The sequence below is a fragment of the Albibacillus kandeliae genome (assembly GCF_003116585.1).
In the GTDB taxonomy this organism is placed as follows: Bacteria; Pseudomonadota; Alphaproteobacteria; order Rhodobacterales; family Rhodobacteraceae; genus Albibacillus; species Albibacillus kandeliae.
The window spans coordinates 203,463-229,367 of the sequence record NZ_QEHM01000006.1 but is presented as its reverse complement, the minus strand read 5'-3'; the positions used below and the strand labels follow the sequence as shown (position 1 = coordinate 229,367).

The following is a 25,905-nucleotide window of genomic DNA, read 5'->3' as shown; positions in this document are numbered from 1 at the left end:
AACAGACGTCTCATTCGTTTCCCGAAACGCAATTGCCCATTCCATCTCGATGCATCGCGCGCATTGAGGGTTCTGCAATCCCTGCGAATGGCGAAACGATACTGCTCCAACGAATTAGATTTCTGCTGTAGCAGGGCCGGTTCGCTCGAAATCTAATCCGAATGAATTAGACCCACCGAATTACTGTGCCTTTGCCAGGTCCGGCGACCACCCGGCATCCTTCATTGCGGCAACGATCGGATTGATGATCTCCGGAACGACCCGATGGCCCGCCAGGTAACCGACGGGGTCCGCGACGATCCCGGGAATGCGGCGCTCCGCCCGCCGGAACGTCGCCTCGACCTGGGCGGGGTCGGCGCCCGCCCTGTGCTGCGCGATGGCAAGCAGGATGTCACCCACGGCGGAGCCACCGTTGGAGCTCAACTCGGCCGGGCCCCTCAGGTCGTCGTCGCGCCCATCGATCAGGGCCTCGATCGCCAGAAAGTTGTAGTAGCGGCTGGGGGCGTCGATCGAGCGCGAGATCGCCTCGCGCACATAGCCCACCCCCTCGCTCAGATGACCGCGCGCGGCCAGCCTCCAACCCAGCTGGTGCAGCACCTCGGGGTCCTGCGGGTTCAGGTCATGGGCGCGCCGGATCAGGGCCTCCGCCTCGGCGAAGTGGTCGGTGTAGTACAGGTTCGCCGAATGCGCCTGCAGGGCCAGTTGGCTGTTCTGGCCCAGTTCCAGCGCCCGGTCGGTCGAGGCAAGGGCCTGCTCCATCAGGGCACGCCGCTCGGTCTCGTCATGGGGCTCGAACATGGCCGCGTCGCGCAGGACCCAGCCCAGCATCGCCCAGGCGTCCGAGTTGTCCGGCTCGCTGACCGTAGCGGCGCGCAGGCAGTCGAGCACCGGCGCCCGCAGCGCCCTGGCAAAGTTCCGGCGATAGTAATGCGCACGCAGCAGGCAGCCGAAGGTCTGTTCTTCGGCAGCGGTGTCCGGCTGCACCCGGTTGTGTTCGTCCAGCGCCACCACGCCATAGGTCTGCGCCAGCACACCGGCGACCTGCGTCGCGATGCTTTCCTGCAGGTGCTGCATGCTGCGCGCGGTCATCTCGCCGCCGTAGGTGCCGCTCCAGACGATCTGCCCGTCGGTGCGATAAAGCTGCACCAGGAACCGCAGGTCCGCATCGCCGCCGCCCGGCATCAGCGACCCGCTGGCGACATGGGTGATGCCGTGCTCGGCTCGCAGCGCCGCGAGCGTCTCGGCCGTCAGAACCGTCTCCGCGTCGGGCAGGGCGGTGATCGAGAAGCTGTCATAGCGCATCAGCCGGTCGATGATCTGGTGGGTCAGCCCGTCGGCGAAATAGGTCAGGTCGTCCGCGCCGCTCAGGTTACGCACATCCGCCACGGCGATCTTCGGCGCCAGCTCCGCCGGCGCGGCCTGCGGAAAGCGCTTGCCGTAGAAAAAGGCGGCGACCACCGCGGCGACCAGCACGAGGATCACGCCCAGGAGGCCGATCACCGGCAGGCTCAGGCGCGACCCGCGCTTGGTTGCCCCATCGGATGGATCAACCAGAGGGTGTGTGTCGGGAACAAAGCCCGGCGCGGCCTGACGCTCGAAGGCAACCACATAGGCGCCCTTCGGGATGCTGAACCGGATCACGCAGCGGTCGGCATGGTGGGCGTAGTAGCTGTCGAGGTCACGCCGCAGGCGGCGGGCCTCGATCCGCACCACCGGGTCGGTCTGCTGGTTGAAATCGGCGTCCCGGTCGAACACGTCCTGCGCCAGGACGACGCCTTTCAGTTTCTCGCCGCGTCCCGAAATCGTTTCCTCGACCACATGGGCCAACAGCTTGCGCCGAATTTCGCTGGCGGGGAAATCCGCATCGTCCAGCAGACGCCTCAATTCGGTTCGAATCAACCCGCTCGAAAATTCGAGGTCAGGTGGCGACGCTTCGCGAAGGGGCGGCTTCGTAAGAGTCATAGTGCACCAAAAAAATACAATGTTCCAAAAGGTTGGTAAAAAGAGTCACCACGTACGAACATGTTCGAACTTACCGCACAACCTCTGTTTGTGGAAGCTTTTCCACAGGAGGTCGACGGGGTGATGCATAGCTTCCTGAAAACGCACTTCGCTTTGGACGAATTCACACTGCGCCGCCTCGTAGCAGTGGACGAGAAGTTCGCGGCGATCTGCGAGGATTTCTGTGACGCCCTGGAAGCCGAACAACACTGGAAAGCGAAAGGAGAACTCGGTCTCGCCAGGAGCCGGGAGTACGCGCGGATCGCCTCCGAACTCGAAGAAGAGATCACCCATGCGATTGCCCGGCTCCGGCCTTCCTCTGAATGACGTTCCGCCGGAACGTCGCACCGGTCCGCCCGGCGCAAATTTTCATGCATTTCGATTCAGAAATGTCATTAACTTGAGGAGTTTCCGATGAAAACGGAATTCTTGGCCGTATTGGCCATGTGCAGCACTGTCCTCGTGGGCGGCCAGGCTGCCGCTCAGACGGCTGGAGGCGATGGCGCCGCAAAGCCGAACATCCTCGTGATTTTCGGCGATGATATTGGTCAGACGAACCTGTCGACCTACAGTTTCGGCCTCATGGGGTACACCACGCCCAACATCGACCGGATCGCCAACGAGGGTGCCAAATTCACCGACTACTATGCCGAGCAGAGCTGCACCGCCGGCCGCTCGACCTTCCTGACCGGGCAGTCGACGCTGCGCACCGGCCTGTCGAAGGTCGGCCTGCCGGGCGCCAACGCCGGCCTGCAGGCCAAGGACGCGACGCTCGCCTCGGCGCTCAAGGACCTCGGCTACGCCACCGGCCAGTTCGGCAAGAACCACATGGGTGACCGTGACGAGTTCCTGCCGACAGCGCACGGCTTCGACGAGTTCTTCGGCAACCTCTATCACCTCAACGCCGAGGAAGAGCCCGAACAGTTCAACTACCCGACGGATCCGGCCTTCCGCGAGCGTTTTGGGCCGCGCGGCGTGCTGCATTCCTATGCCGATGGTCAGATCGAGGACACCGGCCCGCTGACCCGCAAGCGCATGGAAACGGTGGACGAAGAGACCGCTGCCGGGGCCATCGACTTCATGAAGCGCGCGGTGGAATCGGGCACGCCCTTCTTCACCTGGTACAACACCACGCGGATGCACTACAAAACCCACGTCCGCGAAGAGAACCGCAGCGCACCGGGCCTGACCGCACCGACCGAGTATGCCGACGGCATGGTCGAGAATGACGGAGTCGTCGGGACCGTGCTGGATGCGCTCGACGAACTGGGCGTCGCCGACAATACCATCGTGATCTACACCACTGACAACGGCCCGCACCAGAACACCTGGCCGGATGCCGGCACCACGCCGTTCCGCTCCGAGAAGAACACCAACTGGGAAGGGGCCTACCGCGTGCCTGCGCTGATCCGCTGGCCCGGCGTCATCGAGCCCGGCACGGTCTACACCGATATCTTCTCGGGTCTCGACTGGTTCCCGACCCTGATGGCGGCCGTCGGTGACACCGACATCAAGGAACGCCTGCTGGCTGGCACCACCATCGACGGCAAGGAGTACAAGAACCACCTCGATGGCTATAACCAGCTCGACTACCTCACCGGCAAGACCGAAGAAGGTGCGCGTGACGAGTTCTTCTATCTCAACGACGACGGTGAAATCGTCGGTCTGCGCTACGAGAACTGGAAGGTCGTGTTCAAGGAACAGCGCATGAAGGGCACCATGGCCGTCTGGGCAGAACCGTTCACGGAACTGCGCGTGCCAAAAATGTTCGACCTGCGCGCCGACCCTTACGAGCGGGCCGACATCACCTCGAACACCTACTGGGACTGGTTGAGCGATCACGCCTACCTCGTGGCCCCCGCCTCGATGGCAATCGCGAAGTTCTTTGAAACCTTCAAGGAGTTCCCGCCGTCGCAGCGGCCGGACAGCTTCTCGATCGACCAGGTTCAGGAAGACCTGAACCGCTCGCTGGCGAACCTCGGCGGCGGCAACTGATCAAAGAGTAACTCGGGTCCGGCGGTGCGAGCCGCCGGACCCATCACTCTGTTAGGAGAGTACTCCGATGCGTTTCACAGGTTCCCTCGCAGCGGCTGTCGCCGTCCTGCCCATGGCCCTGCTGGCCGATCCGCTTCCGTCGTGGAACGACACCGAGGCCAAGGCCGCGATCATTGCCTTCGTCGACGGCGTGACCACCCCGGGGGCCGAGACCTACGTGACCCCGGAAGACCGGATCGCCGTGTTCGACAACGACGGCACCCTCTGGGCCGAACAGCCGGTCTACTTCCAACTGCTCTACGCACTCGACATCCTCAAGCAGAAGTCCGACGCCGATCCCTCTATCCTCACCTCCGACGTGCTCAAGGCCGGGGCGGCCGGAGACATGGCCGGGATCATGGCCAAGGGCGAAGAGGGCCTGCTCGAGATCATCAACATCAGCCACGGTGGCATCACCCCCGAAGATTTCGAGGCCCAGTCCTCCGAGTGGCTCACCACGACGCCCCATCCCACCAGCGGCCTGACCTACACGCAGATGACCTACCAGCCGATGCTGGAGCTTCTGAGCTACCTGCGCGAGGAAGGCTTCTCGACCTATATCGTCTCCGGCGGCGGCATCGACTTCATCCGCTCCTTTGCCGACGACGCCTATGGCATTCCGCCCTGGCAGGTCGTCGGAACCGAGGGCGAAACCACCTATTCCGCCGAGAGCGGCACGCCGACCATCACCAAGAACGGCGGTCTCACCTTTGTCGACGACAAGGAAGGCAAGCCGGTCGGCATCATGCGCCACATCGGCCAGCGCCCGATCTTCGCCGCCGGAAACTCGGACGGCGATTTCCAGATGCTCGAATACACCACGGCAGGCGAGGGCCCCCGTTTCGGGATGCTGGTCCACCATACCGACGCAGAACGCGAATACGCCTACGACCGCGACAGCCACATCGGGACGCTGGCACGCGGCCTCGACGAAGCAGGCGACCGCGGCTGGCTCATCGTCGACATGGCCGAGGACTGGAACCGGGTGTTCTCGGGCAAGCCGTAGGCGCGAAAGATCAAGGACGTAAGACAATGACAGAAGAGGCGACCCGCGCGCAGATCGACGCCCTGCGCGAGCGCATGGGCGCGGCAATCATCGGCCAGCGCGAAGTGATCGAACGGCTGCTGATCGGCCTGCTGGCCAACGGCAACCTGCTGGTCGAGGGCCTGCCGGGCCTCGCCAAGACCCGTGCCATCAAGGCGCTGGCGAAGAACCTCGAATGCGATTTCAGCCGCATCCAGTTCACCCCCGACCTGCTGCCCTCCGACGTCACCGGCACCGAGGTCTATTACCAGGGCGAGGGCGGTGGCGAATTCCGGTTCGAGGCCGGGCCGATCTTTGCCAACCTCGTGCTCGCGGACGAGATCAACCGCGCCCCGGCCAAGGTGCAGGCGGCCCTGCTGGAGGCGATGGAAGAGCGGCAGGTCACGGTCGCCGGGACCACCCACAAGATGGAGCCGCTGTTCATGGTGATGGCGACCCAGAACCCCATCGAACAGGAAGGCACCTACCCGCTGCCCGAGGCGCAGATGGACCGTTTCCTTATGCACGTGAACATCACCTATCCGCCGGTCGAGGACGAGGTCGAGGTGATCCGTCTGGTGCGGGGCGAGGAAATCGCCGCGCAGGCCCCGGCGGATGCCGCGCACGTCGAGCCCCCCGCACCGGTCCCGCAGGAGGCCGTCTTTGCCGCCCGCCGCGCGATTGCCGCCCTGCACGTCGCACCCGAGATGGAGCGCTACATGGCCGACCTCGTGAACGCGACGCGCATCCCGTCCGAATTCGGCGACGACCTCAAACGCTGGATCGAGGTGGGCGCCAGCCCGCGCGCCTCTCTCGCGCTCGACAAATGCGGGCGCACCCGGGCCTGGCTCGAGGGCCGCGACTACGTGGACCCGGAGGATATCCGCGCCGTGGTCGCCGACGTCATGCGCCATCGCCTCGGCCTGACCTACGAGGCGCAGGGCGAGGGCGTCACGCCCGACGCCGTGGTCGCCGAGATCGTGCGGCAGGTGGCGCTGCCCTGAGGGGGGAGACGATGAAGGACCGAGCCGCCCGCATCCGAACCGGGACCCTGCCCAAGGCGCCGCAGGTGACGGGCGATCCCCGCATCCATGTCGACCTCGCCCACCTGCGCAGTCTCGAAGGCCCGGCGCGCGGGCTCAGCTTCCTGCCGCGTCAGCCGGCGCAATCGGTGCTGAACGGGCGCCACGCCTCGCGCCTGCGCGGGCGGGGGCTGAACTTCGAGGAACTGCGCGATTACCTGCCGGGTGACGACATCCGTGCCATCGACTGGAAAGTCACCGCCCGCACCGGCAAACCCCACGTCCGGGTGATGACCGAGGAACGCGACCGCCCGGCGCTACTGGTGGTGGACCAGCGTATGTCGATGTTCTTCGGCACCGAACGCAGCATGAAATCCGTCACCGCCGCCGAGGCCGCCGCGATGGCCGCCTTCCGGATCCTCGAACAGGGCGACCGTGTCGGCGGCATCGTCTTCGGGGACGAGGTTCTGGCCGAGATACGACCGCAGCGAAGCAGGGCGGCGCTCAACCGCTTTCTCACCGCGCTGGCCGAGGCCAACGGGCTTCTCCACGCCGAGGCCCCCAATGTCGACCCCATCGGGCTGACCGAAGTCCTGCGCGCGGTGGCCCGGATCGCGCGGCGCAATCACCTGATCGTGGTGCTGAGCGACTTCGACGGCATCGATGGCGAGACCGAGCGTGTGGTCTCGGGTCTGGCACGGCACAACGACCTGATCCTCGTCCCGGTCTCCGACCCCAGCGCGGGGGACCTGCCCAAGGGGCTGCGCCTGATCGTCACCGATGGGGAGCTGCAGGCCGAGATCGACACCGGCGCCCCGGCGGCCCGACGCGGGCTGGCCGAGATGGCGGGCGGTCGCATCGGCGAAATACTCGACTGGCAGCGCCGGTTCGGCGTGCCGGTCCTGCCGCTCTCGGCGGGCGAGGAGACCCTGCCACAGATGCGGCGCCTGCTGGGGCTCGGCCCGCGATGAGCGACGCGGCCACCCCCACCGGCGAAGCACCGGACAGCCTGATCGGGCTGATCAACCTGCTGGTCGAACCGCCCGAACCCGCGCCCGTTTCGATGATGCCGCAGACCTGGGGCTGGGCGGTGCTCGCCGCACTTCTGGCGCTGCTGCTGGCCTGGGGCGTCTGGCGCTGGCTGCTCCATCGCAGGCGCAACGCCTACCGCCGCGCCGCGCTTGACGAGCTCTCGGCCACCGGCACCACCGCCGGGCTCGCCGCGATCCTGCGCCGGGCCGCCCTCGTGGCCTATCCCCGGACCGAGGTCGCCGCGCTCTCGGGGCCATCCTGGGTCGCCTTCCTGAACGGCTCGTCAGCGGCGCAGTTCACCGAGGCGCTGGGCAACGAACTGCGCCGTGCGGTCTATCGCGAAGACGGCGCCGCCCCCTCGGCCGAGCTGCGAACGGCCGCCGAGCGCTGGCTTCGGACCCATCGGGCGGAGGGCGCCCGATGATCTCGCTCGCCGCGCCCTGGCTCCTCGCGCTGCTACCCCTGCCGCTGCTGGTGCGCTACCTGCTGCCGCCCCATCGCGAGCAGGAGGACGCCCTGCGCTTTCCCTTCTTCCGCCGGGTGGCCGAGGCCGCCGGGGCCGAACCCCGGGCCGGTGCAGTGATCCTCTCGCGCCCCGTGGTCTCTCTCGTCACCGGCTGCCTGTGCTGGGCGCTGATCGTGCTGGCGCTGGCCCGGCCCGAGCGGGTGGGCGCCCCGATCACCATCGACAAGGCGGCGCGCGACGTGGTGCTGGCCATCGACATCTCCGGCTCGATGGACGCCCGCGACTTCGCCACGCCGGACGGAGCCCCGAAACAGCGCCTCGCCGGTGTCCGCGACGTGGTCGCCACCTTCGTGAAGGGGCGCGAGGGCGACCGCATGGCGCTCATCGTCTTCGGCACCGCCGCCTACCTGCAGGCCCCCCTGACCGAGGACCTCGACACCATCCTGCAACTGCTCGACCGGACCGAGGTCGGCATGGCGGGGCCCCACACCGCGCTGGGCGACGCCATCGGCCTCTCGATCCGCACCTTCGAGGCCAGCGATATTGACCAGCGGCTGCTGATCCTGCTGTCCGATGGTTCCGACACCGCCAGCCGCATGAGCCCGGTCAACGCCGCCGAGATCGCGGCGGACCGGGGTGTCGAGATCTACTCCATCGGGGTCGGCGACCCCGACGCTACCGGCGAGGATCGGGTCGATGTCGCCGCGCTGCAGGCCATCGCCGAACGCACCGGCGGCCAGTACTTCTTTGCCTCCGACGAGGACGCGCTCACCAAGGTCTACGCGCGGATCGACGAGCTCGCCCCGCGCGAGACCGAGACCCTGTCGTTCCGCCCCCGCCAATCGCTCTCGTGGATCCCGATGGGCCTCGCGGCGGTGCTCGGCCTTCTGTCACTGGTCATCCTGCAACTCCGCTCCGCGCGGCGTCTCGCACGGGCCGGGCGGGCGCGGGAGGTCACGCCATGAACGACCTCGCCCTCTTCGCAGAGGCCTTTCACTTCATTCGCCCGGCGCTCCTGCTGCTGATCCCGCTGGTCCTGCTGCTCTGGTGGATGGTGCGCCGGTCGGGGCGGCAACGCCCGATGCTGGCCGAGGGCATCGCGCCCCACCTGCGCGAGGCGCTGACCGTCCGGCGCTCGCGCCGTCACCGCATCCTGCCGGTGGACAGCGTGGCGGCTTTGCTCATCCTCTCCGCGCTCGGCGCCGCCGGTCCCACATGGTCGCGCCAGCCCGATCCCTTCGCGGCCCAGTCCGCCCCCGTCGTCGTGATTCTCGCGATTACGCCGGACATGGAGGACAAGGACGTTCCGCCCACGCGGCTGGAACGCGGCAAGCAGAAGATCCGCGACCTGCTCGACCTGCGCGCCGGGGCCCGGACCGCGCTGGTCGCCTACGCCGGTACGGCCCACGTCGTGCTCCCGATGACCGAGGATCCGCAGGTGATGGTGCCCTACCTCGAAGGGCTCTCGCCCGAGGTGATGCCGGTCAAGGGGCTGGTCGCCGGGGACGCTCTGGCGCTGGCGCAGGCCCTGCTGGAGAGCGAGAACGCGCCCGGCGGCATCCTCTTTGTCACCGACAGCCTCGATCCCGTCGATGCCGCCGCGCTCGACGGCAGCGCCGCGCCGGTCGCGGTGCTCTCGATGCGGCCCGAAGGCAATCGGGACCGGGGCCTCGACGCGCTCTCCGCCCCGGTCATCGCCGTGACCCCCGACAATGCCGACGTGCGGCGGATCGACGGCCTGCTGAACTCGGCCTACCGCCGCGCCCAGCTCGACGATGTCGAACAGCCGTGGGAGGACAGGGCGCATTGGCTGGCATGGCCCGCCGCCTTGCTCTTGCTGCTCTGGTTCCGGCAGGGCTGGACCATGCGCTGGGCCGTCATCGCCGCGCTCGCTCTGCTGATGCCGCCGCAAGGCGCGCGAGCCGACGGGCTGGCCGACTGGTTCCTGACCCCCGACCAGCAGGGCCGTATCGCCTATCAGCGCAAGCAGTTCGAACGCGCGGGCGAGTTGTTCTACGATCCGCTCTGGCGCGGTTATGCGCTCTACCGCGATGGCCAGTACGAGGCGGCGGTCGAGGTGCTGGACCGGGTCGAGACCGCGCAGGCCGCCTTCATTCAGGGCATGGCGCAGATCAAGGGGCGCAACTACCGCGACGGCGTCCGCGCCTTCGAGACCGCGCTGCAGCGCGACCCGCAGTATCCGGGCGCCGCCGAAAACCTCGAAACCGCCCGGCGCATCGTCACCTACGTCGAAGAGGCGCGCCTCGGGTCCGACACCGGAGAGGACGGGGGCATCGGGGCCGACGAGGAGGTCTACGACAACGAAAGTGGGCAGGGCCAGGACACCGAGCGCGCCCCGCAACAGGGCGAGGGGGCGGGCCTGCTGACCACCGAGCAATGGATGAACACGGTCGACACCCGCACCGAGGACTTCCTGCGCATGCGCTTCGCGCTGGAGGCGACACAGCAGAGCGAGGCCCCGGCGGCGGCGCAGGATACACCCGGCGACAGCACGGGAGGCGACCAGTGATGCGCCGGTTTGCCCTGCTCCTCCTTCTGATCCTCGCGGCTCCGGCAGCCGCACAGGACACCGCACCGCAACTCATCGTCGATTTCCCCGAGACCGAGACGCTGCCGGGCCAGCCGCTGACCCTGCGGCTGACCGTTCTCGTCCCGACCTTCATGCCCAAGCCGCCGATCTGGCCCAGCTACGAGGCCCCGAACCTGCTGGTGCGCCTGCCCGGACGGGCCACCAACCCGACCTCCCAGCGCGTCGGCTCGGACACGTGGTCCGGCATCACCCGGCGCTATGACATCGCGCCCATGTTGCCCGGCACCTTCAGCCTGCCTCCGCAGGAGATCACCGTCACCTACCGCGATCCCGACTCCGGCGAGGACACGCGGGCAACCTTGACGACCGAGGCGCTCACCTTCACCGGGACCGTCCCGGAGGGGGCGGAAGGGCTCGACCCCTTCATCGCCGCCTCGGACCTGACCCTCACGCAAGAGCTCGAGGGCACGCCCGATGCGATGGCAGCGGGCGACAGCGTGGTCCGCCGCATCGTCGCCAAGGTGACCGGCGTCTCGCCCATGTTCCTGCCGACGCTGCTGCCCCAGGCAGACCTGCCGGGCCTCGCCGCCTATCCCGACGAGCCCCGGCTCAGCGAGTCCGAGGATCGCGGGGTGACCAGCGGAACCCGGACCGAGAGCGTGACCTACGTGGCAGAGGGGGGCGGGGACGGCACCGCGCCGGGCGTCTCGCTCGACTGGTACGATATCGAGGAGCGCGCGGTCAAAACCGCAACGGTCGAGGAGGTCGTCTTTCACGTCGATGGCCCGCCGGTTGCCTCAGGCGAACCGCGCGACTGGCGGATGATTGCCTTGGTCTCCGCCGCGTCACTGTTGGTCCTGCTGGTGCTGGCGGTAGGCCTGCGCCGGATGATCCCGATCTGGCGAGAGCGCTGCGCCCGCCATCGCGCCCGGGTCCTTGCCTCCGAGGGCCATGCGTGGTCCGCGCTGGCCTCCGCCGTGTCGCAACGGGACGAAGCCGCGCTGCGCCCGGCGCTGGATCTCTGGGCCGAGCGATGCCACGGCCACGATCCGCGCCGCGCGCCCGAAGTGCAGGCCGCGCTGATCGGAATCGGCGCCGCGCGCTACGGCAGCGGTGCTGCGGGTCCGGACCCCTGGCAGGCGCTCGACACCGCGCTGCGCGCCGAGCGTAAACTGGTAACCGGGGAAACCCTGCGCCCGGTCCTGCCGCCGCTCAATCCCGCAGGTCTGAGGGGCTGACGCCGGGCGAGAGCATCACCGGCTCCGGCAACTCGTTGAACCGCTGCGCCCCGAGCTGGCCCATGTTGGCGATCATGTCGAGCTTCAGCATCTCGATCAGATGCGCCGGCCCTTTGTCGCCAAGCGCGGCGAGGGCAAAGTGGAACGCCCGCCCCAGCATCACGAAATCCGCGCCAAGCGCGATTGCACGCAGGATGTCGAGCCCACCCTCGATACCGCTGTCAAAGATCAGCGGCAGCCGCGTCGCCGCACGGATCGCGGGCAGCATCTCGATGCTGCCGGGCGCTCCGTCAAATTGCCGCCCCGCGTGGTTCGAGATCCAGATGGCGTCGACCCCTGCGGTCTCCAGCGCCGCGCAGTCGCCCGGACGCATCACGCCCTTGACCATCAGCGGCCCGTCCCAGTGGTCGCGCAGCCATTTCAGGTAGTCCATGTCGGGCGAGGTCCGCAGGATGTAGCCGATATGCGCCGTGGGGGGCAGGCTGCCCATGTCACCCTCGATGTACTTGTCCAGCGCCCGCATCCGCAGCTGCCCGTCCTGCGCCATCCTCCGGGCGGTCCCGAGCGCCCATGCCGGGCGCAGCGCGATCTGCGCCAGCAGGCGCGGCGTCAGCCTCGGCGGCTGGGTCATGCCCGAACGCGTCTGCCGCTCGCGCCGCGACGCGACGGGCACGTCGACGGTCAGCACCAGCGCCTTGAACCCGGAATCCCGGGCGCGGCGCAGCATGTCGGCCCTTATCTCGGGGTCACGCGGCGGATACAGCTGGAACCACGCGTTCTCGCCGATATGCGGGGCCATGTCCTCCGGCCCCTGGCTGGCAACGGTGCTCAGGCAATAGGGCAGGCCCGCTTCGGCCGCCGCCCGCGCCAGCCGCGCCTCCGCCCCCGGCCAGATCAGCCCCGACATCCCGACCGGCGCGACGCCGAAGGGCAGGGGAAAGCTGTGGCCCAGCAGCGACCGGGACAGATCCGGCTGCTGCGCGCCGTGCAGGATCGAGGGCATGAAACCGATCCGGTCCAGCGCCGCTCGGTTGCGCGACTTGGTCGCCTCGGTCCCCGTGGCGCTGTCGAGATACTCCCAGACGAACTTGGGGATACGGCGCTGCGCGCGGGCGCGCAGGTCGTCGAGGCCGGGATAGGTGCTGTGCAGGTCCATGCGGCGCATTTGTGCCCAGGGCCCCGCAATTGTCCAGTAGGCGCGAGGGGCAGGACGGAAGCACTGGAAATTACCGGAACGAAATGCGAACGTACCTTTAAGGCCGCACAAGAACACTGTAGGTTGGGCACATGAGCAGTTTCGACGACATGGACGCTTTTGAGGCAGCCTCCCTCTCCGCGCGCGCGATGGCCGCGCGTCCCGCCCCTTACCTCGACGGGCTGAACCCCGCACAGCGCGAGGCGGTGGAAACGCTGGACGGCCCGGTGCTGATGCTGGCGGGGGCGGGCACGGGCAAGACCCGGGCGCTGACCGCACGCATCGTCCACCTTCTGAACACCGGGCGCGCCCGCCCGAACGAGATTCTGGCGGTGACCTTCACCAACAAGGCCGCGCGCGAGATGAAGGATCGCGTCGGCAAGATGCTGGGGCAGAGCATCGAGGGGATGCCGTGGCTCGGCACCTTCCACGCCATCTGCGTCAAGCTGCTGCGCCGCCACGCCGAACTGGTAGGGCTCAAGTCGAACTTCACCATCCTCGACACCGACGATCAGGTCCGCCTGCTGAAACAGCTGATCTCGGCCGCCAACATCGACGACAAGCGCTGGCCGGCGCGCATGATCGCCAACATCATCGACGGCTGGAAGAACCGCGCGCTGACGCCCGACAAGGTCCCGACGGCGGACGCGGGCCATTACAACCACCGTGGCACCGAGATTTACGACCAGTACCAGACCCGCCTGCGCGAGCTGAACGCGGTCGATTTCGGTGATCTGCTGCTGCACATGGTCACGATCTTCCAGACCCATCCCGACGTGCTCGACCAGTACCAGCGCTGGTTCAGGTACATCCTCGTGGACGAGTATCAGGATACCAACGTCGCCCAGTACCTCTGGCTGCGCCTGCTGGCGAGCGCCCACCGGAACATCTGCTGTGTCGGTGACGACGACCAGTCGATCTATGGCTGGCGCGGGGCCGAGGTCGGCAACATCCTGCGCTTCGAAAAGGACTTCCCCGGCGCCCACGTGGTCCGGCTGGAACAGAACTATCGCTCGACCCCGCATATCCTCGCCGCCGCCTCGAACGTCATCCGCGGCAACCAGGGCCGTCTCGGCAAGGAACTCTGGACCGAGGCCGACGAGGGCGAAAAGGTCCGCCTGATCGGCCATTGGGACGGCGAGGAAGAGGCGCGCTGGATCGGCGAGGAAATCGAGTCGATGCAGCGTGGCACCCGGGGCCAGCGCCCCTACAGCCTTGACGACATGGCGATTCTCGTCCGCGCCTCGCACCAGATGCGCGCCTTCGAGGACCGGTTCCTGACCATCGGTCTGCCCTACCGCGTCATCGGCGGCCCGCGCTTCTACGAGCGCCTCGAGATTCGCGATGCGATGGCCTACTTCCGGGTGGTCACCAGCCCCGACGACGACCTCGCCTTCGAGAGGATCGTGAACACGCCCAAGCGCGGCCTCGGCGACAAGGCCCAGCAGAAGATACAGATGAAGGCCCGCGAGAATGGCGTCGGCCTCCTCGACGGCGCGCGCCTGCTGCTGCAGGACGGCGAGATCACCGGCAAGGGCGCGGGCGAGCTGCGCCACCTCGTCGACAGCATCGCACGCTGGCACGACATGACGCGCGGCCCGCTGCGCCGCGTGGTCGGCGATGACGACGCGGTGATCGACGATCAGGCACCCGAGCGCGTCGAATACGGCCCGCCGGAGGTGCCGCACACGGAGCTGGCCGAGATCATCCTCGACGAATCCGGCTACACGGCCATGTGGCAGAACGACAAGACGCCCGAGGCGCCGGGTCGGCTGGAGAACCTAAAGGAACTGGTCAAGGCACTGGAAAGCTTCGAGAACCTCCAGGGGTTCCTCGAGCACGTTGCCTTGATCATGGACAACGAACAGTCCGATTCCGAGCAGAAGGTCAGCATCATGACCCTGCACGCCGCCAAGGGGCTCGAATTCCCCGCAGTGTTCCTGCCGGGGTGGGAGGACGGGTTGTTCCCCTCGCAGCGGAGCATGGACGAATCCGGTCTCAAGGGGCTGGAGGAAGAGCGCCGCCTTGCCTACGTGGGCATCACCCGCGCCGAGGAGGTCTGCACCATCTCCTTCGCCGCCAACCGCCGCGTCTTTGGCCAATGGCAGTCGGCGCTGCCCTCCCGCTTCATCGACGAACTGCCCGAGGCCCATGTCGAGGTGCTGACCCCTCCGGGCCTCTACGGCGGTGGCTACGGTGCGGCGAGCCCCGGCTTTTCCGGGGGCGGGCGCTCCAGCATCGAGGAAAAGGTCGCTCAGGCCGACGGCTACAACTCGCCCGGCTGGAAGCGCCTGCAACAGCGCTCGGGCCAGCGCGGCATGGCGCAACCGAGCGAGGCGCGCAACACGGTGATCGACGCCACCGCCGTCAGCAGCTTCACTGTGGGCGAGCGGGTATTCCACCAGAAGTTCGGCTATGGCGCGGTGATCGGCATCGAGGGCGACAAGCTCGAAATCGACTTCGAAAAGGCGGGGACCAAGAAGATCGTCAGCCGGTTCGTCACCTCCAGCGAGGATATCCCGTTTTGACCGCGCTGCCGGAGGGGGACCTGATCGTCTTTGACGGCGATTGCATCTTCTGCTCCGGCTTCGCGCGCTTCATGTCCCGGCACGACAGGCGCGGCCGCTTCCGCTTCGTCATAGCGCAGAGCGCTCTCGGACAGGCGCTCTACCATCGCCACGGGCTCGACCCCGAACTGATGGAAACCAACATCATCATCGTGGACGGCCGCGCCTACACCAAGATGCCCGCCTTCGCGGCGGCGATGAAGGCGATCGGCTGGCCGTGGAAGGCGCTCTCGGTGCTGGGGGCGATCCCGAATCCGCCCTCCGACTGGCTCTACGACCGCATCGCGCGCAACCGCTATGTGTTCGGGCGGCGCAGCTGCCATCTGCCCTCGGCCGAACTGCGCGGGCGGCTGATCGAATCGTGACCTCTCCGCTGTTCGAACGGGCGCTCGGGTCCGAGACCTTCGCCGCGCTGCCTCCGAACCTGCGCGCACTGCACGACGTCACCGGCGTCCGCGTATGGCGCGGGCTCGCGGATGTCGAGCGCGGCACCTCCCTGATCGCGCGGACCGCGGGCCGCCTGTTCGGCCTGCCACCCGCGGCAAGCGGCATGGCGGTCACCGTGACCATGACCAGCGACGGCGAGGGCGAGACATGGCAGCGCCAGTTCGGCACCTTCTCGCTGCAATCGCGCCTTGGCCTCGCGGGCCCGCCCGGATCGGGGCTGATATGGGAACGTATGGGCCCGGTACGCGCCACCGTGCCGCTTGCCCTGACCGGGCAGGGGCTGGGCTGGCCGATTTCGTCGATACGCCTTCTCGGCCTTCCCCTGCCGCGCGCACTCCTGCCCCGCAGCGAGGTGACCGAATCCGACCGGGACGGGAAAGCATGGTTCGACGTGAAGCTGACCCTGCCGGTCGGCGGGCTGCTGGTGCGCTATCGCGGTTGGCTCGAACCGCTGCGCTGATCTCTGATCGGAACCCCCAGAAAAGCGAAAACGGTGGCACCAGGGAGGAGGAGAGGTGCCACCGTTCTCTTTGCAACACCACGGCATAGGGAGGAGGAGCCGCGATGTATCTCGTTTGGCCGCGAGGCCTGAATTCGGCGGGTGTGCATCGGGAGGAGGTGATGCAGCACCCGGTTTTGAGAGGAACGGCGGCGCCAGGGAGGAGGAGAGGCGCCACCGTTCTCTTTACAACACCACGGCAAAGGGAGGAGGAGCCGCGATGTATCTCATGTGGCCACGAAGGCCGGAATTTCAACGGGTGCGCATCGGGAGGAGGTGATGCGCACCCGGTTTTGCGAAAGCGAAAGCGCCAGGGAGGAGGAGAGGCGCCATCGTTCTCTGAACAACACCGTCGGCAAAGGGAGGAGCAGCCTTCGGTGTATCTCGTATCCGACCATCTGGGCCGGAGGGTATTAGGTGCGGCGGCGTCGGGGAGGAGAGTGACGCCGCCGCTAAGCACAGATGCTCCAGGGAGGAGGAGAGGAGCACCTGATCTCTTTAGTCCTTCGCCTTCCGGTTCCGTTCGCGGCCGACTGCGTCGTCGACGGGGCCTGCTGGCCGGTTCCGAGTGGCAGGAGCCTTGCGACCCCTTCGTATTCCGTTGGCCTTGGCGCTGGTTGTCGCCTCAACCTGATGACCCCAATTTACGCGAATGCTGCAGTTGCACAATAGATAGAATTTCAATGCTGCTATGCAGCAATCGCATGGATCGACACGACGATTTGCATGCGAACGAGATGATGTCCCGTAATCCATTGATTTATTTGACTATCGACTCCGGATTTGCCTGCTTTTTATGCGTTTTTTCGGCTACTTGAACGGATTTTTCGCGCTGTTCCGAGCGGCATATTTCAGCCCGGGCCATGACGGGCGTGGAACCTCTTCTCATCGAATCGTGGCCGGGGAGGGCGCAGCTGCCTTCTCTACTACTTATACTGGTCTCCCGACCGTCTCTGCTCCCTTGCCCTGTCGACTGAATCGGGCGGCCACTCGGATCGCGCTCGAAATGGGATGTCATGGGACAGCCAATCTGCCCCGACCAGGGATGGGGTGGGACGCCGTAGGAGCCGCCGTGGGAAATCATGGAACACGCCGTGGGAAATCATGGGGTGGCCCCGGCACACCGCCCGTAACGTGGGAAACCGGCCCGCGAATCACCCTCGATCCGACCCTCAAGGCGCCGTGATTGCCCGGGAGATCGCGTGATCCTGGCGCTGTGGGCAGATTTTTTGGGATTTCGCGGGAATTGAGCGCGCTAGCCCTGTGGTTCTATATATGGTGTCAGATCAAGCTCCAATCGCAACTTGAGCCAAAATTCACCCGCCCGATGGCAGAAAATTGCATGTTTCCTGCTGCGTCTCTACAAAGTGATGCGGAAAGACGGTGCAGATTTCCGTTGATTTCCATGAATTCCCATGTCATCCCTTTTACATCGAATGAGGGCGAGACAGCTAAGGGGCACCAAAACGACCCCGACCAAAAATAAGCAGGTTTCATACAGGCACTTCGGCTTCATCGAAACAAAGAGATCCGGCGCGCGGGCGAGCAGACATCCCCCCAGGTGGCGCGCGCAGCTGGACACCCCGCTAAGCGGGAAGAGGGCGGCGGGTTGATCAGTGGCAGCAGATCAACTCGCCGTTTCTCATCTGGGGAACGGCATTTTCGCGGGGGCGCGGACGAGGACAGGTTTAGGTGAGCCGGAACAGGTTCAGAGGCGAGAGTACGCATAAGGTTGATGCGAAAGGCAGGGTGTCCATCCCGGCCTCGTTTCGGCGTGTGCTCGAAGCCGGTGATCCGAACTGGGAATCCGGTCAGAACCCCGAGCTTGTCGTGGTCTACGGCGATCACCGCCGCAGCTACCTCGAATGCTACACCATCACCGCGATCGACGAGGTCAACGAAAAGATCGACGCCCTTCCGCGCGGTTCGCAGGAGCGCAAGATGCTCCAGCGCCTCTATGATACCCAGAGCCAGACCCTGACCGTGGACGAAACCGGCCGCCTGGTCCTTCCTGCGAAACTGCGCAGCAAGATCGACCTCGACGGCGAAGCTCTCTTTACCGGGGCAGGGGACACCTTCCAGATCTGGAACCCGACCACCTACGACAACGAGGAACTCTCCAAGACGGAAGAGTGGCTCGACGCGCTGCCGGAAGATTTCGACCCGCTGATGTTCCTCGATGGCGTTCCGGCCAATGCCGGACGCGAGACGTGACAGCATGTCCAACGGTGATGCACATGATCCTTCTGATCCTCATATCCCTGTCCTCCTACGTCCTTTGCTGGCGCAGGTCGCGCCGGTTGCGGGCACGTGGCTCGATGGCACCTTTGGTGCTGGAGGCTACACCCGCGGTCTCCTCGACGCAGGCGCGGACCGTGTCATCGCGGTCGACCGCGACCCGCTGGCGTTCGAACTTGCCGGCGCATGGGCGTCGCAGTTTGGCGAGCGCCTGGTAATGCAGCCCGGCGTATTCTCCGATCTGGACGAGTACGCCTCCGACCTCGACGGCATCGTGCTCGACCTCGGGGTATCCTCCATGCAGCTTGATCTTGCCGAACGCGGCTTTTCCTTCATGAAGGACGGCCCCCTCGACATGCGCATGTCGCAGGACGGCGAAAGCGCCGCCGACATCGTGAACACAGCGACCGAGGCGCAGATCGCAGACATCCTGTTCCACTACGGCGAAGAGCGCGCCAGCCGCCGCATCGCCCGCGCCATCGTGAAATCGCGCGAGCAGGAGCCGATCACCACGACCCTGCGCCTTGCCGAGATCGTCGAATCCTGCCTGCCGCGCGCCAAGCCGGGCCAGTCGCATCCGGCGACGCGCTCGTTCCAGGCGCTGCGCATCGCGGTCAACAACGAGTACGGCGAACTTTACGAGGGGCTCATGGCCGCCGAACGCGCGCTGAAGCCCGGCGGGCAGCTGGCCGTGGTCACCTTCCATTCGGTCGAGGACCGCATGGTCAAGCGCTTCCTCACCGCCCGCGCCGGTCAGACCGGGCGCGCCAACCGCTACGCGCCCGAGGTCGAACAGGACGCGCCCCGCTTCACGCTGACCTCGCGCAAGGCCATCGGCCCCGACGACGAGGAACTGGCCGCCAACCCACGGTCGCGCTCGGCCAAGCTGCGGGTCGCCCGCCGCACGGATGCGCCCGCGGGCCGGATCGAACCCGCAGACATCGGCATGCCGCAGCTCAGGGAGGCGCGCTCGTGAGAGGCTTCATCTACGTCCTGACCGCACTTGCCGTGTTCGGTCTCGCCTTCTGGGCCTACCGCGAGAACTACGCGACCCAGCAGGCACTCAGGGAAACCAAGACCCTGCAGCGCCAGATCGGCGACGCTCAGGCCAAACTGGCCGTGCTCCGCGCCGAGTGGGCCTATCTCAACCGCCCCGAGCGGCTGATGGAACTGGCCGAGATCAACTTCGACCGGCTGGGCCTCCTGCCGCTGCGCCCCGACCAGTTCGGCCGCGTGGACGAGGTGTCCTACCCGGCCGAGCCGCTGCTCCCGATCACCAACCCGGTCGACATCTCCAGCATGTCTGAGGAATCCGATCCATGATCCGCACGCCGCTGAGGCCACTGGCCCGCATTCTCTCTGCCCGCGACAGGGGCGAGAACCCGGACGCGATCGAACGCGAGAACCTTCGCCGCCGCCACGAGGAGATGCAGGACAAGTCCCGCGCCCGCGCCGAGGGCCGTCTTCTCGTGCTTGGGCTGGTCTTCTTCTGTGCCTTCTCCGCCATCGGTGCCCGCATGGGCGTGGTTTCTGTCTCCGAGGCCGAGGAGCCCGAGGCCAACGCCATCGGCACGCCCATCGCCGCGCAGCGCGGTGACATCGTCGACCGCCACGGTCGTATCCTCGCCACCAATTTCGAGACCCACTCGCTCTATGCCCAGCCGCCCCAGATGGTCGACCCCGTCGCCTCGGCCAAGGGGCTCAAGGCGATCTTCCCCGATCTGGACGAAGAGCGGCTGATCCGCGACTTCACCGGCAAGCGCAAGTTCGTCTGGATCAAGAAGCGCATCAGCCCCGAGCAGAAGCAGGCGGTGCACGATATCGGCGATCCCGGCCTGCTGTTCGGGCCGCGCGAAATGCGCCTCTATCCCAACGGCACGCTGGCCGCCCATGTGCTCGGCGGTGCCTCCTTCGGCAAGGAAGGCGTGAACGCCGCCGAGGTGATCGGCGTGGCCGGGGTGGAAAAGCAGTTCGACGGTTACCTGCGCGACCCGGCCAATGCCGGCCAACCGCTTGAACTCTCGCTGGATCTCACCGTGCAGGCCGCGGCCGAGCGGGTTTTGGCGGGCGGCATGAAGATCATGAACGCGCGCGGCGCGGCCTCGATCCTGATGGACGTGCACACGGGCGAGGTGATCTCGATGGTCAGCCTGCCGAACTTCGATCCGAACGACCGTCCGGCGCCGCCGACCTCGGGCTTCGATCCCTCCGTGAGCCCGCTCTTCAACCGCGCGGTTCAGGGCCTCTACGAACTCGGCTCGACCTTCAAGATCTTTGCCGTGGCGCAGGCCATGAACCTCGGGCTGGTCACGCCCGAAACCATCATCGACACCCGCGGCCCGATCCGCTGGGGCAAGTTCCGGATCTCGGATTTCCACAACTACGGCAACGAGTTGTCGGTTACCAAGATCATCGAGAAGTCGTCGAACATCGGCACCGCCCGGCTGGCCCAGCAGATCGGCGCGGAACGGCAGAAGCAGTTCCTCGCCTCGCTCGGCTTCTTCGAGCCGACCCCCTTCGAGGTCGTCGAATCCGCTGGGGCCCAGCCGCTCCTGCCCAAGAATTGGTCTGAACTCTCGACCATGACCATCTCCTATGGTCACGGCCTCTCGGCCAGCCCGCTGCACCTTGCGGCGGCCTATGCGACCGTCGCCAACGGCGGGCACTACGTCAGCCCGACGATCCTCAAGAAGGAAGGCGTCCAGCACGGGCCGCAGGTCATGTCCGAGCAGGCATCGCGGGATTCGCGGATCATGCTGCGGCGCGTGGTGACCGAGGGCACCGCCAGCCTTGCCGAGGTGCCGGGCTACGCGGTGGCGGGCAAGACCGGGACCGCCGACAAGCCCAAGCCGCGCGGCGGTTACTACGAGGACAAGGTCATCGCGACCTTCGCCAGCATGTTCCCGGCCAACGATCCGAAATACGTCCTGATCGTCACGCTCGACGAACCCTCCGAGAACTCGGGCAGCGAACCGCGCCGCACCGCCGGCTGGACCGCCGTGCCGGTGGCCGCCGAGATGATCGCGCGCGTCGCCCCGCTGCTCGGCCTCAGACCGGAGATTGAACCCCGGGTGCAGCCTAGTGTAACCCTTGCCTCGAACTGAAACGAACCGGGCAGGGGGGTAATGGGCGCATCAACCGAGAGACCCGCCAAGAAGCTTAGCGAACTGGCACTGACCGCACGCGCGGGGCGCGATCCACTGATTACAGGGCTGTCCGTGGACAGCCGGGATATCCAGCCCGGCTACCTCTTCGCGGCCCTCCCGGGGACCAAGGTCCACGGCGGTGACTTCATCCCCACGGCGCTCGAAAAGGGCGCGGCGGCGATTCTGACCGACGCCGAAGGTGCCAAGCTGGCCGCCCCGGTCCTGTCGGGAACCGATGTGGCAGTGATCCTCTCCGACGATCCTCGGCAGACTTTGGCCTATACGGCCGCCCTCTGGTTCGGGGCGCAACCGGCGACGATGGTCGCGGTGACCGGCACCAACGGCAAGACCTCCGTCGCGACCTTCGTGCGCCAGATCTGGACCGAACTGGGCCATGCCGCCGTCAACCTCGGCACTACCGGGGTCGAGGGGGCGTGGAGCGCGCCGCTGGCCCATACCACGCCCGAGCCGATCACCCTGCACCGGATGCTTGCGGGGGCGGCCCAGAACGGCGTGACCCACGCGGCGATGGAGGCCTCCAGCCACGGGCTCGACCAGCGCCGCCTCGACGGCGTGCAGCTTGCGGCGGCGGGCTTCTCGAACTTCAGCCAGGATCACCTCGACTACCACGCGAACTTCGACGAGTACTTCGCGGCCAAGGCCGGTCTGTTCCGCCGGGTTCTCCCCGAAGAGGGGACGGCGGTGATCAACCTCGACGACCCTCGCGGCGCCGAGATGCGTGCCGTGGCGGCCGCCCGCGGCCAGCGCATCCTGACCACCGGGCGCGGGGTGGGCGACCTCAACCTGCTGAACCAGCGCTTCGATGCCACCGGGCAGGATATCCGCTTTTCATGGTCGGAGCGGGTCTACCAGACCCGGCTCAACCTCATCGGCGGCTTCCAGGCCGAGAACGTTCTGCTGGCGGCGGGGCTTGCCATCGCTGCGGGCGACGCGCCCGAGATGGTGTTCCAGACCCTCCAGCACCTCACGACGGTGCGGGGCCGGATGCAGCTGGCTGCCACGCGCGAGAACGGCGCGGCGGTCTTCGTCGACTTCGCCCATACCCCCGATGCCATCGCCACGGCGCTCGACGCGCTGCGCCCCCATGTGATGGGGCGCCTGATCGCCATCATCGGCGCCGGGGGCGACCGGGACGCCACCAAGCGGCCACTGATGGGCAAGGCGGCGGTGGACTACGCGGACAAGGTCATCGTGACCGACGACAACCCGCGCAGCGAAGACCCGGCAGCCATCCGCGCGGCGGTCATGGCCGGTGCACCCGGCGCGACCGAGATCGGCGACCGGGCCGAGGCGATCCTGCGCGGCGTGCACCTGCTCGAACCGGGCGACGCACTGCTGGTGGCGGGCAAGGGACATGAAAGCGGGCAGATCGTCGGGGATGACGTGCTGCCCTTCGATGACGTGGAACAGGCGAGCATGGCGGTGGCCGTGCTCGACGGGAGGCTCGCATGACACTCTGGACAGCAGCCGAGGCAGCAAAGGCAACCGGAGGCCGCGCACAGGGCGACTGGCATGCCAACGGCGTCTCCATCGACACCCGCACGCTGCAGCCGGGCGATCTCTTCGTGGCGCTCAAGGTCGCGCGCGACGGGCATGAATTCGTCGCGCAGGCGCTCGACAAGGGCGCCGCCGCAGCGCTGGTGACCCATGTGCCCGAAGGCGTCGCCGCCGACGCGCCGCTGCTGATCGTCGACGACGTCCAGACCGGGCTCGAAGCGCTCGGCATCGCCGGGCGCGCCCGGATGACGGGCAAGGTCGTCGCGGTCACCGGCAGTGTCGGCAAGACCTCGACCAAGGAAATGCTCGCGGGGATGCTGTCGGACCAGGGCCGCACCCATGCCAGCGTGGCCAGCTACAACAACCACTGGGGCGTGCCGCTCACGCTGGCGCGGATGCCGGCGGATACCGAGTTCGCGGTGATCGAGATCGGCATGAACCACCCCGGCGAGATCGCGCCGCTGGCGCGGATGGCCCGCCCGCACGTGGTGATGGTCACCACCGTCGCCGCCGCGCACCTCGAAGCCTTTGGCAATATCGAAGGCATCGCCGCCGAAAAGGCCAGCATCGTCGAGGGGCTCGAACCCGATGGCACCGCCGTCCTGAACTGCGATATCGAAACCTTCCCGATCCTCGAGGCGGCGGCGCAGGCTGCCGGAGCCCGCGTGATCACCTTCGGCGAGTCCGACGCGGCCCATCACCGGGTGCTCTCGCTCGAAACCGTGGACGGCACCAGCGTGGTTCAGGCCCGCGCATGGCGCTCGCCGCTGCTCTACAAGGTCTCCGCGCCCGGCCGCCACTTTGCCGTCAACGCGCTCGGCGCGCTGGCCGCCGCATGGAGCATGGGCGCCGACCGCGCCCTGCTCATCGCCTCGCTGGGCCGCTGGCAGCCCTACTCGGGCCGGGGCGCGCACGAGATCATCCGGCTCGACCCGACCGAAACCGACCTGAACCTCCACCTCATCGACGACGCCTACAACGCCAACCCCACCTCGATGGCGGCCGCCCTCGACGTGCTGGCGGCCTCGCCGGTGCGCGACGGGACCGGGCGCGTGCGCCTCGGGCGCCGCATCGCCTTTCTGGGGGACATGAAGGAGCTGGGCCCGGACGCCGCCGCGCTGCACGCCGGCCTCGCGGACCTCGCCGCGATGAAGCGGATCGACACCATCCACTGCGTCGGCCCGCTGATGAAACATCTCTACAAGGCCCTGCCGGATCACCAGCGCGGGGTCTGGACCGAGACCAGTTCGGCGATGGAGGGAGACATCAGCCACAAGGTCGACAGCGGCGATGTTGTGCTGGCCAAGGGCTCGCTCAGCATGAACATGGCGCGCATCGTTGACGCCATCCGCAAAATGGGTCATGGGCAGCCGGATCCGGATCTGGGCGAGACTGCCTGACATGAAGGGAACCGTCTGACATGCTTTACTGGCTGACCGCGCTGTCGGATGGGGGCGACTTTTTCAACCTGTTTCGCTACATCACCTTCCGCGCTGGCGGGGCCTTCCTGACCGCGCTGATCTTCGGCTTCATCTTCGGCCGCCCGCTGATCGCGGTGCTGCGCCGGACCCAGGGCAAGGGCCAGCCGATCCGCGATGACGGCCCCGAGGGCCACTTCGTCAAGGCCGGCACGCCCACCATGGGCGGGCTGCTGATCGTCGGCGCGCTGATGACGGCGACGCTGCTCTGGGCGCGGCTCGACAATCCCTTCGTCTGGCTGGTGATGTTCGTGACCCTGAGCTTTGCCATGATCGGCTTTGCCGACGATTACGCCAAGGTGTCCAAGCAGAACACCAAGGGCGTTCCGGGCAAGCTCCGCCTTGCGCTCGGCCTGCTGATCGGCGGGCTTGCGGCCTACTGGGCGGCACAGCTGCACCCCGACGCGCTGCGCTGGGAACTTGCGCTGCCGGTGTTCAAGAATACCCTCGTCAACCTCGGCTGGTTCTACGTTCCGTTCTGCATCTGCGTCATCGTCGGCGCCGCCAACGCGGTGAACCTGACCGACGGTCTCGACGGGCTCGCCATCATGCCGGTGATGATCGCCGCCGGGACCCTCGGGGTGATCGCCTACGCCGTCGGCCGCATCGACTTTTCCGAATACCTCGACGTGCACTACGTGCCCGGCACGGGCGAAATCCTGATCTTCACCGCCGCGCTGTTCGGCGGCGGTCTCGGCTTCCTGTGGTACAACGCGCCCCCGGCGGCGGTGTTCATGGGCGACACCGGCTCGCTGGCGCTCGGCGGCGCCCTGGGCGCAATCGCGGTCGCCACCAAGCACGAGCTGGTTCTGGCCGTCGTCGGCGGCCTCTTCGTGGTCGAGGCGCTGTCGGTGATCATCCAGGTCCTCTACTTCAAGCGCACCGGCAAGCGGGTCTTCCTGATGGCCCCGATCCACCATCACTACGAGAAAAAGGGCTGGGCCGAGCCGACCATCGTGATCCGCTTCTGGATCATCTCGCTGATCCTCGCGATGATCGGCCTCGCAACCCTGAAGGTGCGATGAGCAGCCCGGTCCGCGACGGCAAGGCGATGATCTCGGGCATGTCGCCCGAGCTCAACAGGGGCCGTTTCGTCTTCTGCACCAGCAACGACCGGGCCTTCTTCCTGCGCTGTGCCAACGAGGCCATCGCGACCTACCGCGAGGAGGAGGGCATGTCGCTGATCCTCCCCGTCGAAACCGCCGAGCGGCACGGGCTCGATACCTCGCTCACGATGGCCTGCATCACCCTCACCGTCACCTCCTCGCTGGAAGGCATTGGCCTGACGGCGGCGGTGGCCGAGGCGCTGGCGATGGCCAACATCCCCTGCAACGTGGTCGCGGCCTATCACCATGACCATGTCTTCGTGCCAGCCTACCTCGCGCAGGAGGCGCTGGACGTGCTGCGCAAGCGGGCCGCCAAGGGCTAGGGCAGTCTCCGGGCGCGCGC

The 25,905-nt window shown here is 67.1% G+C and carries 22 protein-coding genes; 20 read left to right on the top strand and 2 right to left on the bottom strand.

Annotation, left to right across the window (positions count from 1 at the left end; translation table 11 throughout):
• Nucleotides 1–180: 180 nt before the first annotated feature.
• On the bottom strand, nt 181–1,884 hold the full coding sequence (locus DDT93_RS14425) for a hypothetical protein (RefSeq protein ID WP_109466553.1): 1,704 nt from the start codon (nt 1,882–1,884) through the stop codon (nt 181–183).
• Nucleotides 1,885–2,022: 138 nt separating this feature from the next.
• Here DDT93_RS14425 and DDT93_RS14420 point away from each other — a divergent pair, with 138 nt between their 5' ends.
• From DDT93_RS14420 to DDT93_RS14380, 9 genes are all read left to right on the top strand, one after another.
• Nucleotides 2,023–2,328, top strand: coding sequence for a hypothetical protein (locus DDT93_RS14420; RefSeq protein WP_109466552.1), 306 nt, complete (start codon nt 2,023–2,025; stop codon nt 2,326–2,328).
• A gap of 87 nt (nt 2,329–2,415) precedes the next feature.
• Nucleotides 2,416–3,996 (top strand): arylsulfatase, encoded by a 1,581-nt coding sequence (locus DDT93_RS14415; protein WP_198654854.1) that lies wholly within the window; start codon nt 2,416–2,418, stop codon nt 3,994–3,996.
• 67 nt (nt 3,997–4,063) lie between these two features.
• Nucleotides 4,064–5,041, top strand: a complete 978-nt coding sequence (locus tag DDT93_RS14410; RefSeq protein ID WP_109466550.1) for an HAD family hydrolase — start codon at nt 4,064–4,066, stop codon at nt 5,039–5,041.
• A 26-nt stretch (nt 5,042–5,067) separates the two neighbouring features.
• Complete coding sequence (locus DDT93_RS14405; RefSeq protein ID WP_109466549.1) at nt 5,068–6,063, top strand: AAA family ATPase; 996 nt, start codon at nt 5,068–5,070, stop codon at nt 6,061–6,063.
• Between the two features lie 11 nt (nt 6,064–6,074).
• The gene (locus DDT93_RS14400; RefSeq protein ID WP_109466548.1) at nt 6,075–7,052 is read left to right on the top strand and encodes a DUF58 domain-containing protein; all 978 of its coding nucleotides are present in this window, start codon (nt 6,075–6,077) and stop codon (nt 7,050–7,052) included.
• Nucleotides 7,049–7,537: a DUF4381 domain-containing protein gene (locus tag DDT93_RS14395; protein WP_109466547.1), complete on the top strand. Its 489-nt coding sequence runs from the start codon at nt 7,049–7,051 to the stop codon at nt 7,535–7,537. The genes DDT93_RS14400 and DDT93_RS14395 overlap by 4 nt, the downstream gene beginning before the upstream one ends.
• Entirely contained in the window at nt 7,534–8,544 is a 1,011-nt protein-coding gene (locus tag DDT93_RS14390; RefSeq protein WP_109466546.1) for a VWA domain-containing protein, read from the top strand. The genes DDT93_RS14395 and DDT93_RS14390 overlap by 4 nt, the downstream gene beginning before the upstream one ends.
• Nucleotides 8,541–10,109, top strand: coding sequence for a VWA domain-containing protein (locus DDT93_RS14385; protein WP_109466545.1), 1,569 nt, complete (start codon nt 8,541–8,543; stop codon nt 10,107–10,109). The genes DDT93_RS14390 and DDT93_RS14385 overlap by 4 nt, the downstream gene beginning before the upstream one ends.
• A complete protein-coding gene (locus tag DDT93_RS14380) occupies nt 10,109–11,368 on the top strand; it encodes a BatD family protein (RefSeq protein ID WP_109466544.1) in 1,260 nt (419 codons plus the stop codon). The genes DDT93_RS14385 and DDT93_RS14380 overlap by 1 nt, the downstream gene beginning before the upstream one ends.
• On the opposite strand, the gene DDT93_RS14375 is transcribed toward DDT93_RS14380, so the two are convergent.
• Nucleotides 11,343–12,533: an alpha-hydroxy acid oxidase gene (locus tag DDT93_RS14375; protein ID WP_109466543.1), complete on the bottom strand. Its 1,191-nt coding sequence runs from the start codon at nt 12,531–12,533 to the stop codon at nt 11,343–11,345. The genes DDT93_RS14380 and DDT93_RS14375 overlap by 26 nt on opposite strands.
• A gap of 122 nt (nt 12,534–12,655) precedes the next feature.
• Here DDT93_RS14375 and DDT93_RS14370 point away from each other — a divergent pair, with 122 nt between their 5' ends.
• The 11 genes from DDT93_RS14370 (at nt 12,656) to DDT93_RS14320 (ending at nt 25,885) form a co-directional block, all read left to right on the top strand.
• Nucleotides 12,656–15,091, top strand: a complete 2,436-nt coding sequence (locus DDT93_RS14370; RefSeq protein ID WP_109466542.1) for an ATP-dependent helicase — start codon at nt 12,656–12,658, stop codon at nt 15,089–15,091.
• The gene (locus DDT93_RS14365) at nt 15,088–15,495 is read left to right on the top strand and encodes a thiol-disulfide oxidoreductase DCC family protein (protein ID WP_109466541.1); all 408 of its coding nucleotides are present in this window, start codon (nt 15,088–15,090) and stop codon (nt 15,493–15,495) included. Before DDT93_RS14370 ends, DDT93_RS14365 begins: the two co-directional genes overlap by 4 nt.
• A complete protein-coding gene (locus tag DDT93_RS14360) occupies nt 15,492–16,037 on the top strand; it encodes a DUF4166 domain-containing protein (RefSeq protein WP_157960180.1) in 546 nt (181 codons plus the stop codon). Before DDT93_RS14365 ends, DDT93_RS14360 begins: the two co-directional genes overlap by 4 nt.
• A gap of 1,788 nt (nt 16,038–17,825) precedes the next feature.
• Nucleotides 17,826–18,290 (top strand): division/cell wall cluster transcriptional repressor MraZ, encoded by a 465-nt coding sequence (gene mraZ, locus DDT93_RS14355; RefSeq protein ID WP_408607940.1) that lies wholly within the window; start codon nt 17,826–17,828, stop codon nt 18,288–18,290.
• Nucleotides 18,291–18,294: 4 nt separating this feature from the next.
• Nucleotides 18,295–19,290 carry a 16S rRNA (cytosine(1402)-N(4))-methyltransferase RsmH gene (rsmH, locus tag DDT93_RS14350; RefSeq protein WP_109466538.1) on the top strand — a complete coding sequence of 332 codons (996 nt, stop codon included), beginning with the start codon at nt 18,295–18,297 and terminating at the stop codon, nt 19,288–19,290.
• Complete coding sequence (gene ftsL, locus DDT93_RS14345) at nt 19,287–19,637, top strand: cell division protein FtsL (RefSeq protein ID WP_109466537.1); 351 nt, start codon at nt 19,287–19,289, stop codon at nt 19,635–19,637. The genes rsmH and ftsL overlap by 4 nt, the downstream gene beginning before the upstream one ends.
• Nucleotides 19,634–21,418, top strand: a complete 1,785-nt coding sequence (locus DDT93_RS14340; RefSeq protein WP_109466536.1) for a peptidoglycan D,D-transpeptidase FtsI family protein — start codon at nt 19,634–19,636, stop codon at nt 21,416–21,418. The genes ftsL and DDT93_RS14340 overlap by 4 nt, the downstream gene beginning before the upstream one ends.
• Nucleotides 21,419–21,439: 21 nt before the next feature.
• Nucleotides 21,440–22,933 (top strand): UDP-N-acetylmuramoyl-L-alanyl-D-glutamate--2,6-diaminopimelate ligase, encoded by a 1,494-nt coding sequence (locus DDT93_RS14335; RefSeq protein ID WP_109466535.1) that lies wholly within the window; start codon nt 21,440–21,442, stop codon nt 22,931–22,933.
• Nucleotides 22,930–24,378 carry a UDP-N-acetylmuramoyl-tripeptide--D-alanyl-D-alanine ligase gene (locus DDT93_RS14330; RefSeq protein ID WP_109466534.1) on the top strand — a complete coding sequence of 483 codons (1,449 nt, stop codon included), beginning with the start codon at nt 22,930–22,932 and terminating at the stop codon, nt 24,376–24,378. The genes DDT93_RS14335 and DDT93_RS14330 overlap by 4 nt, the downstream gene beginning before the upstream one ends.
• 20 nt (nt 24,379–24,398) lie before the next feature.
• Nucleotides 24,399–25,481 carry a phospho-N-acetylmuramoyl-pentapeptide-transferase gene (gene mraY, locus DDT93_RS14325; RefSeq protein WP_109466533.1) on the top strand — a complete coding sequence of 361 codons (1,083 nt, stop codon included), beginning with the start codon at nt 24,399–24,401 and terminating at the stop codon, nt 25,479–25,481.
• On the top strand, nt 25,478–25,885 hold the full coding sequence (locus tag DDT93_RS14320) for an ACT domain-containing protein (RefSeq protein ID WP_109466532.1): 408 nt from the start codon (nt 25,478–25,480) through the stop codon (nt 25,883–25,885). The genes mraY and DDT93_RS14320 overlap by 4 nt, the downstream gene beginning before the upstream one ends.
• Nucleotides 25,886–25,905 lie beyond the last annotated feature (20 nt).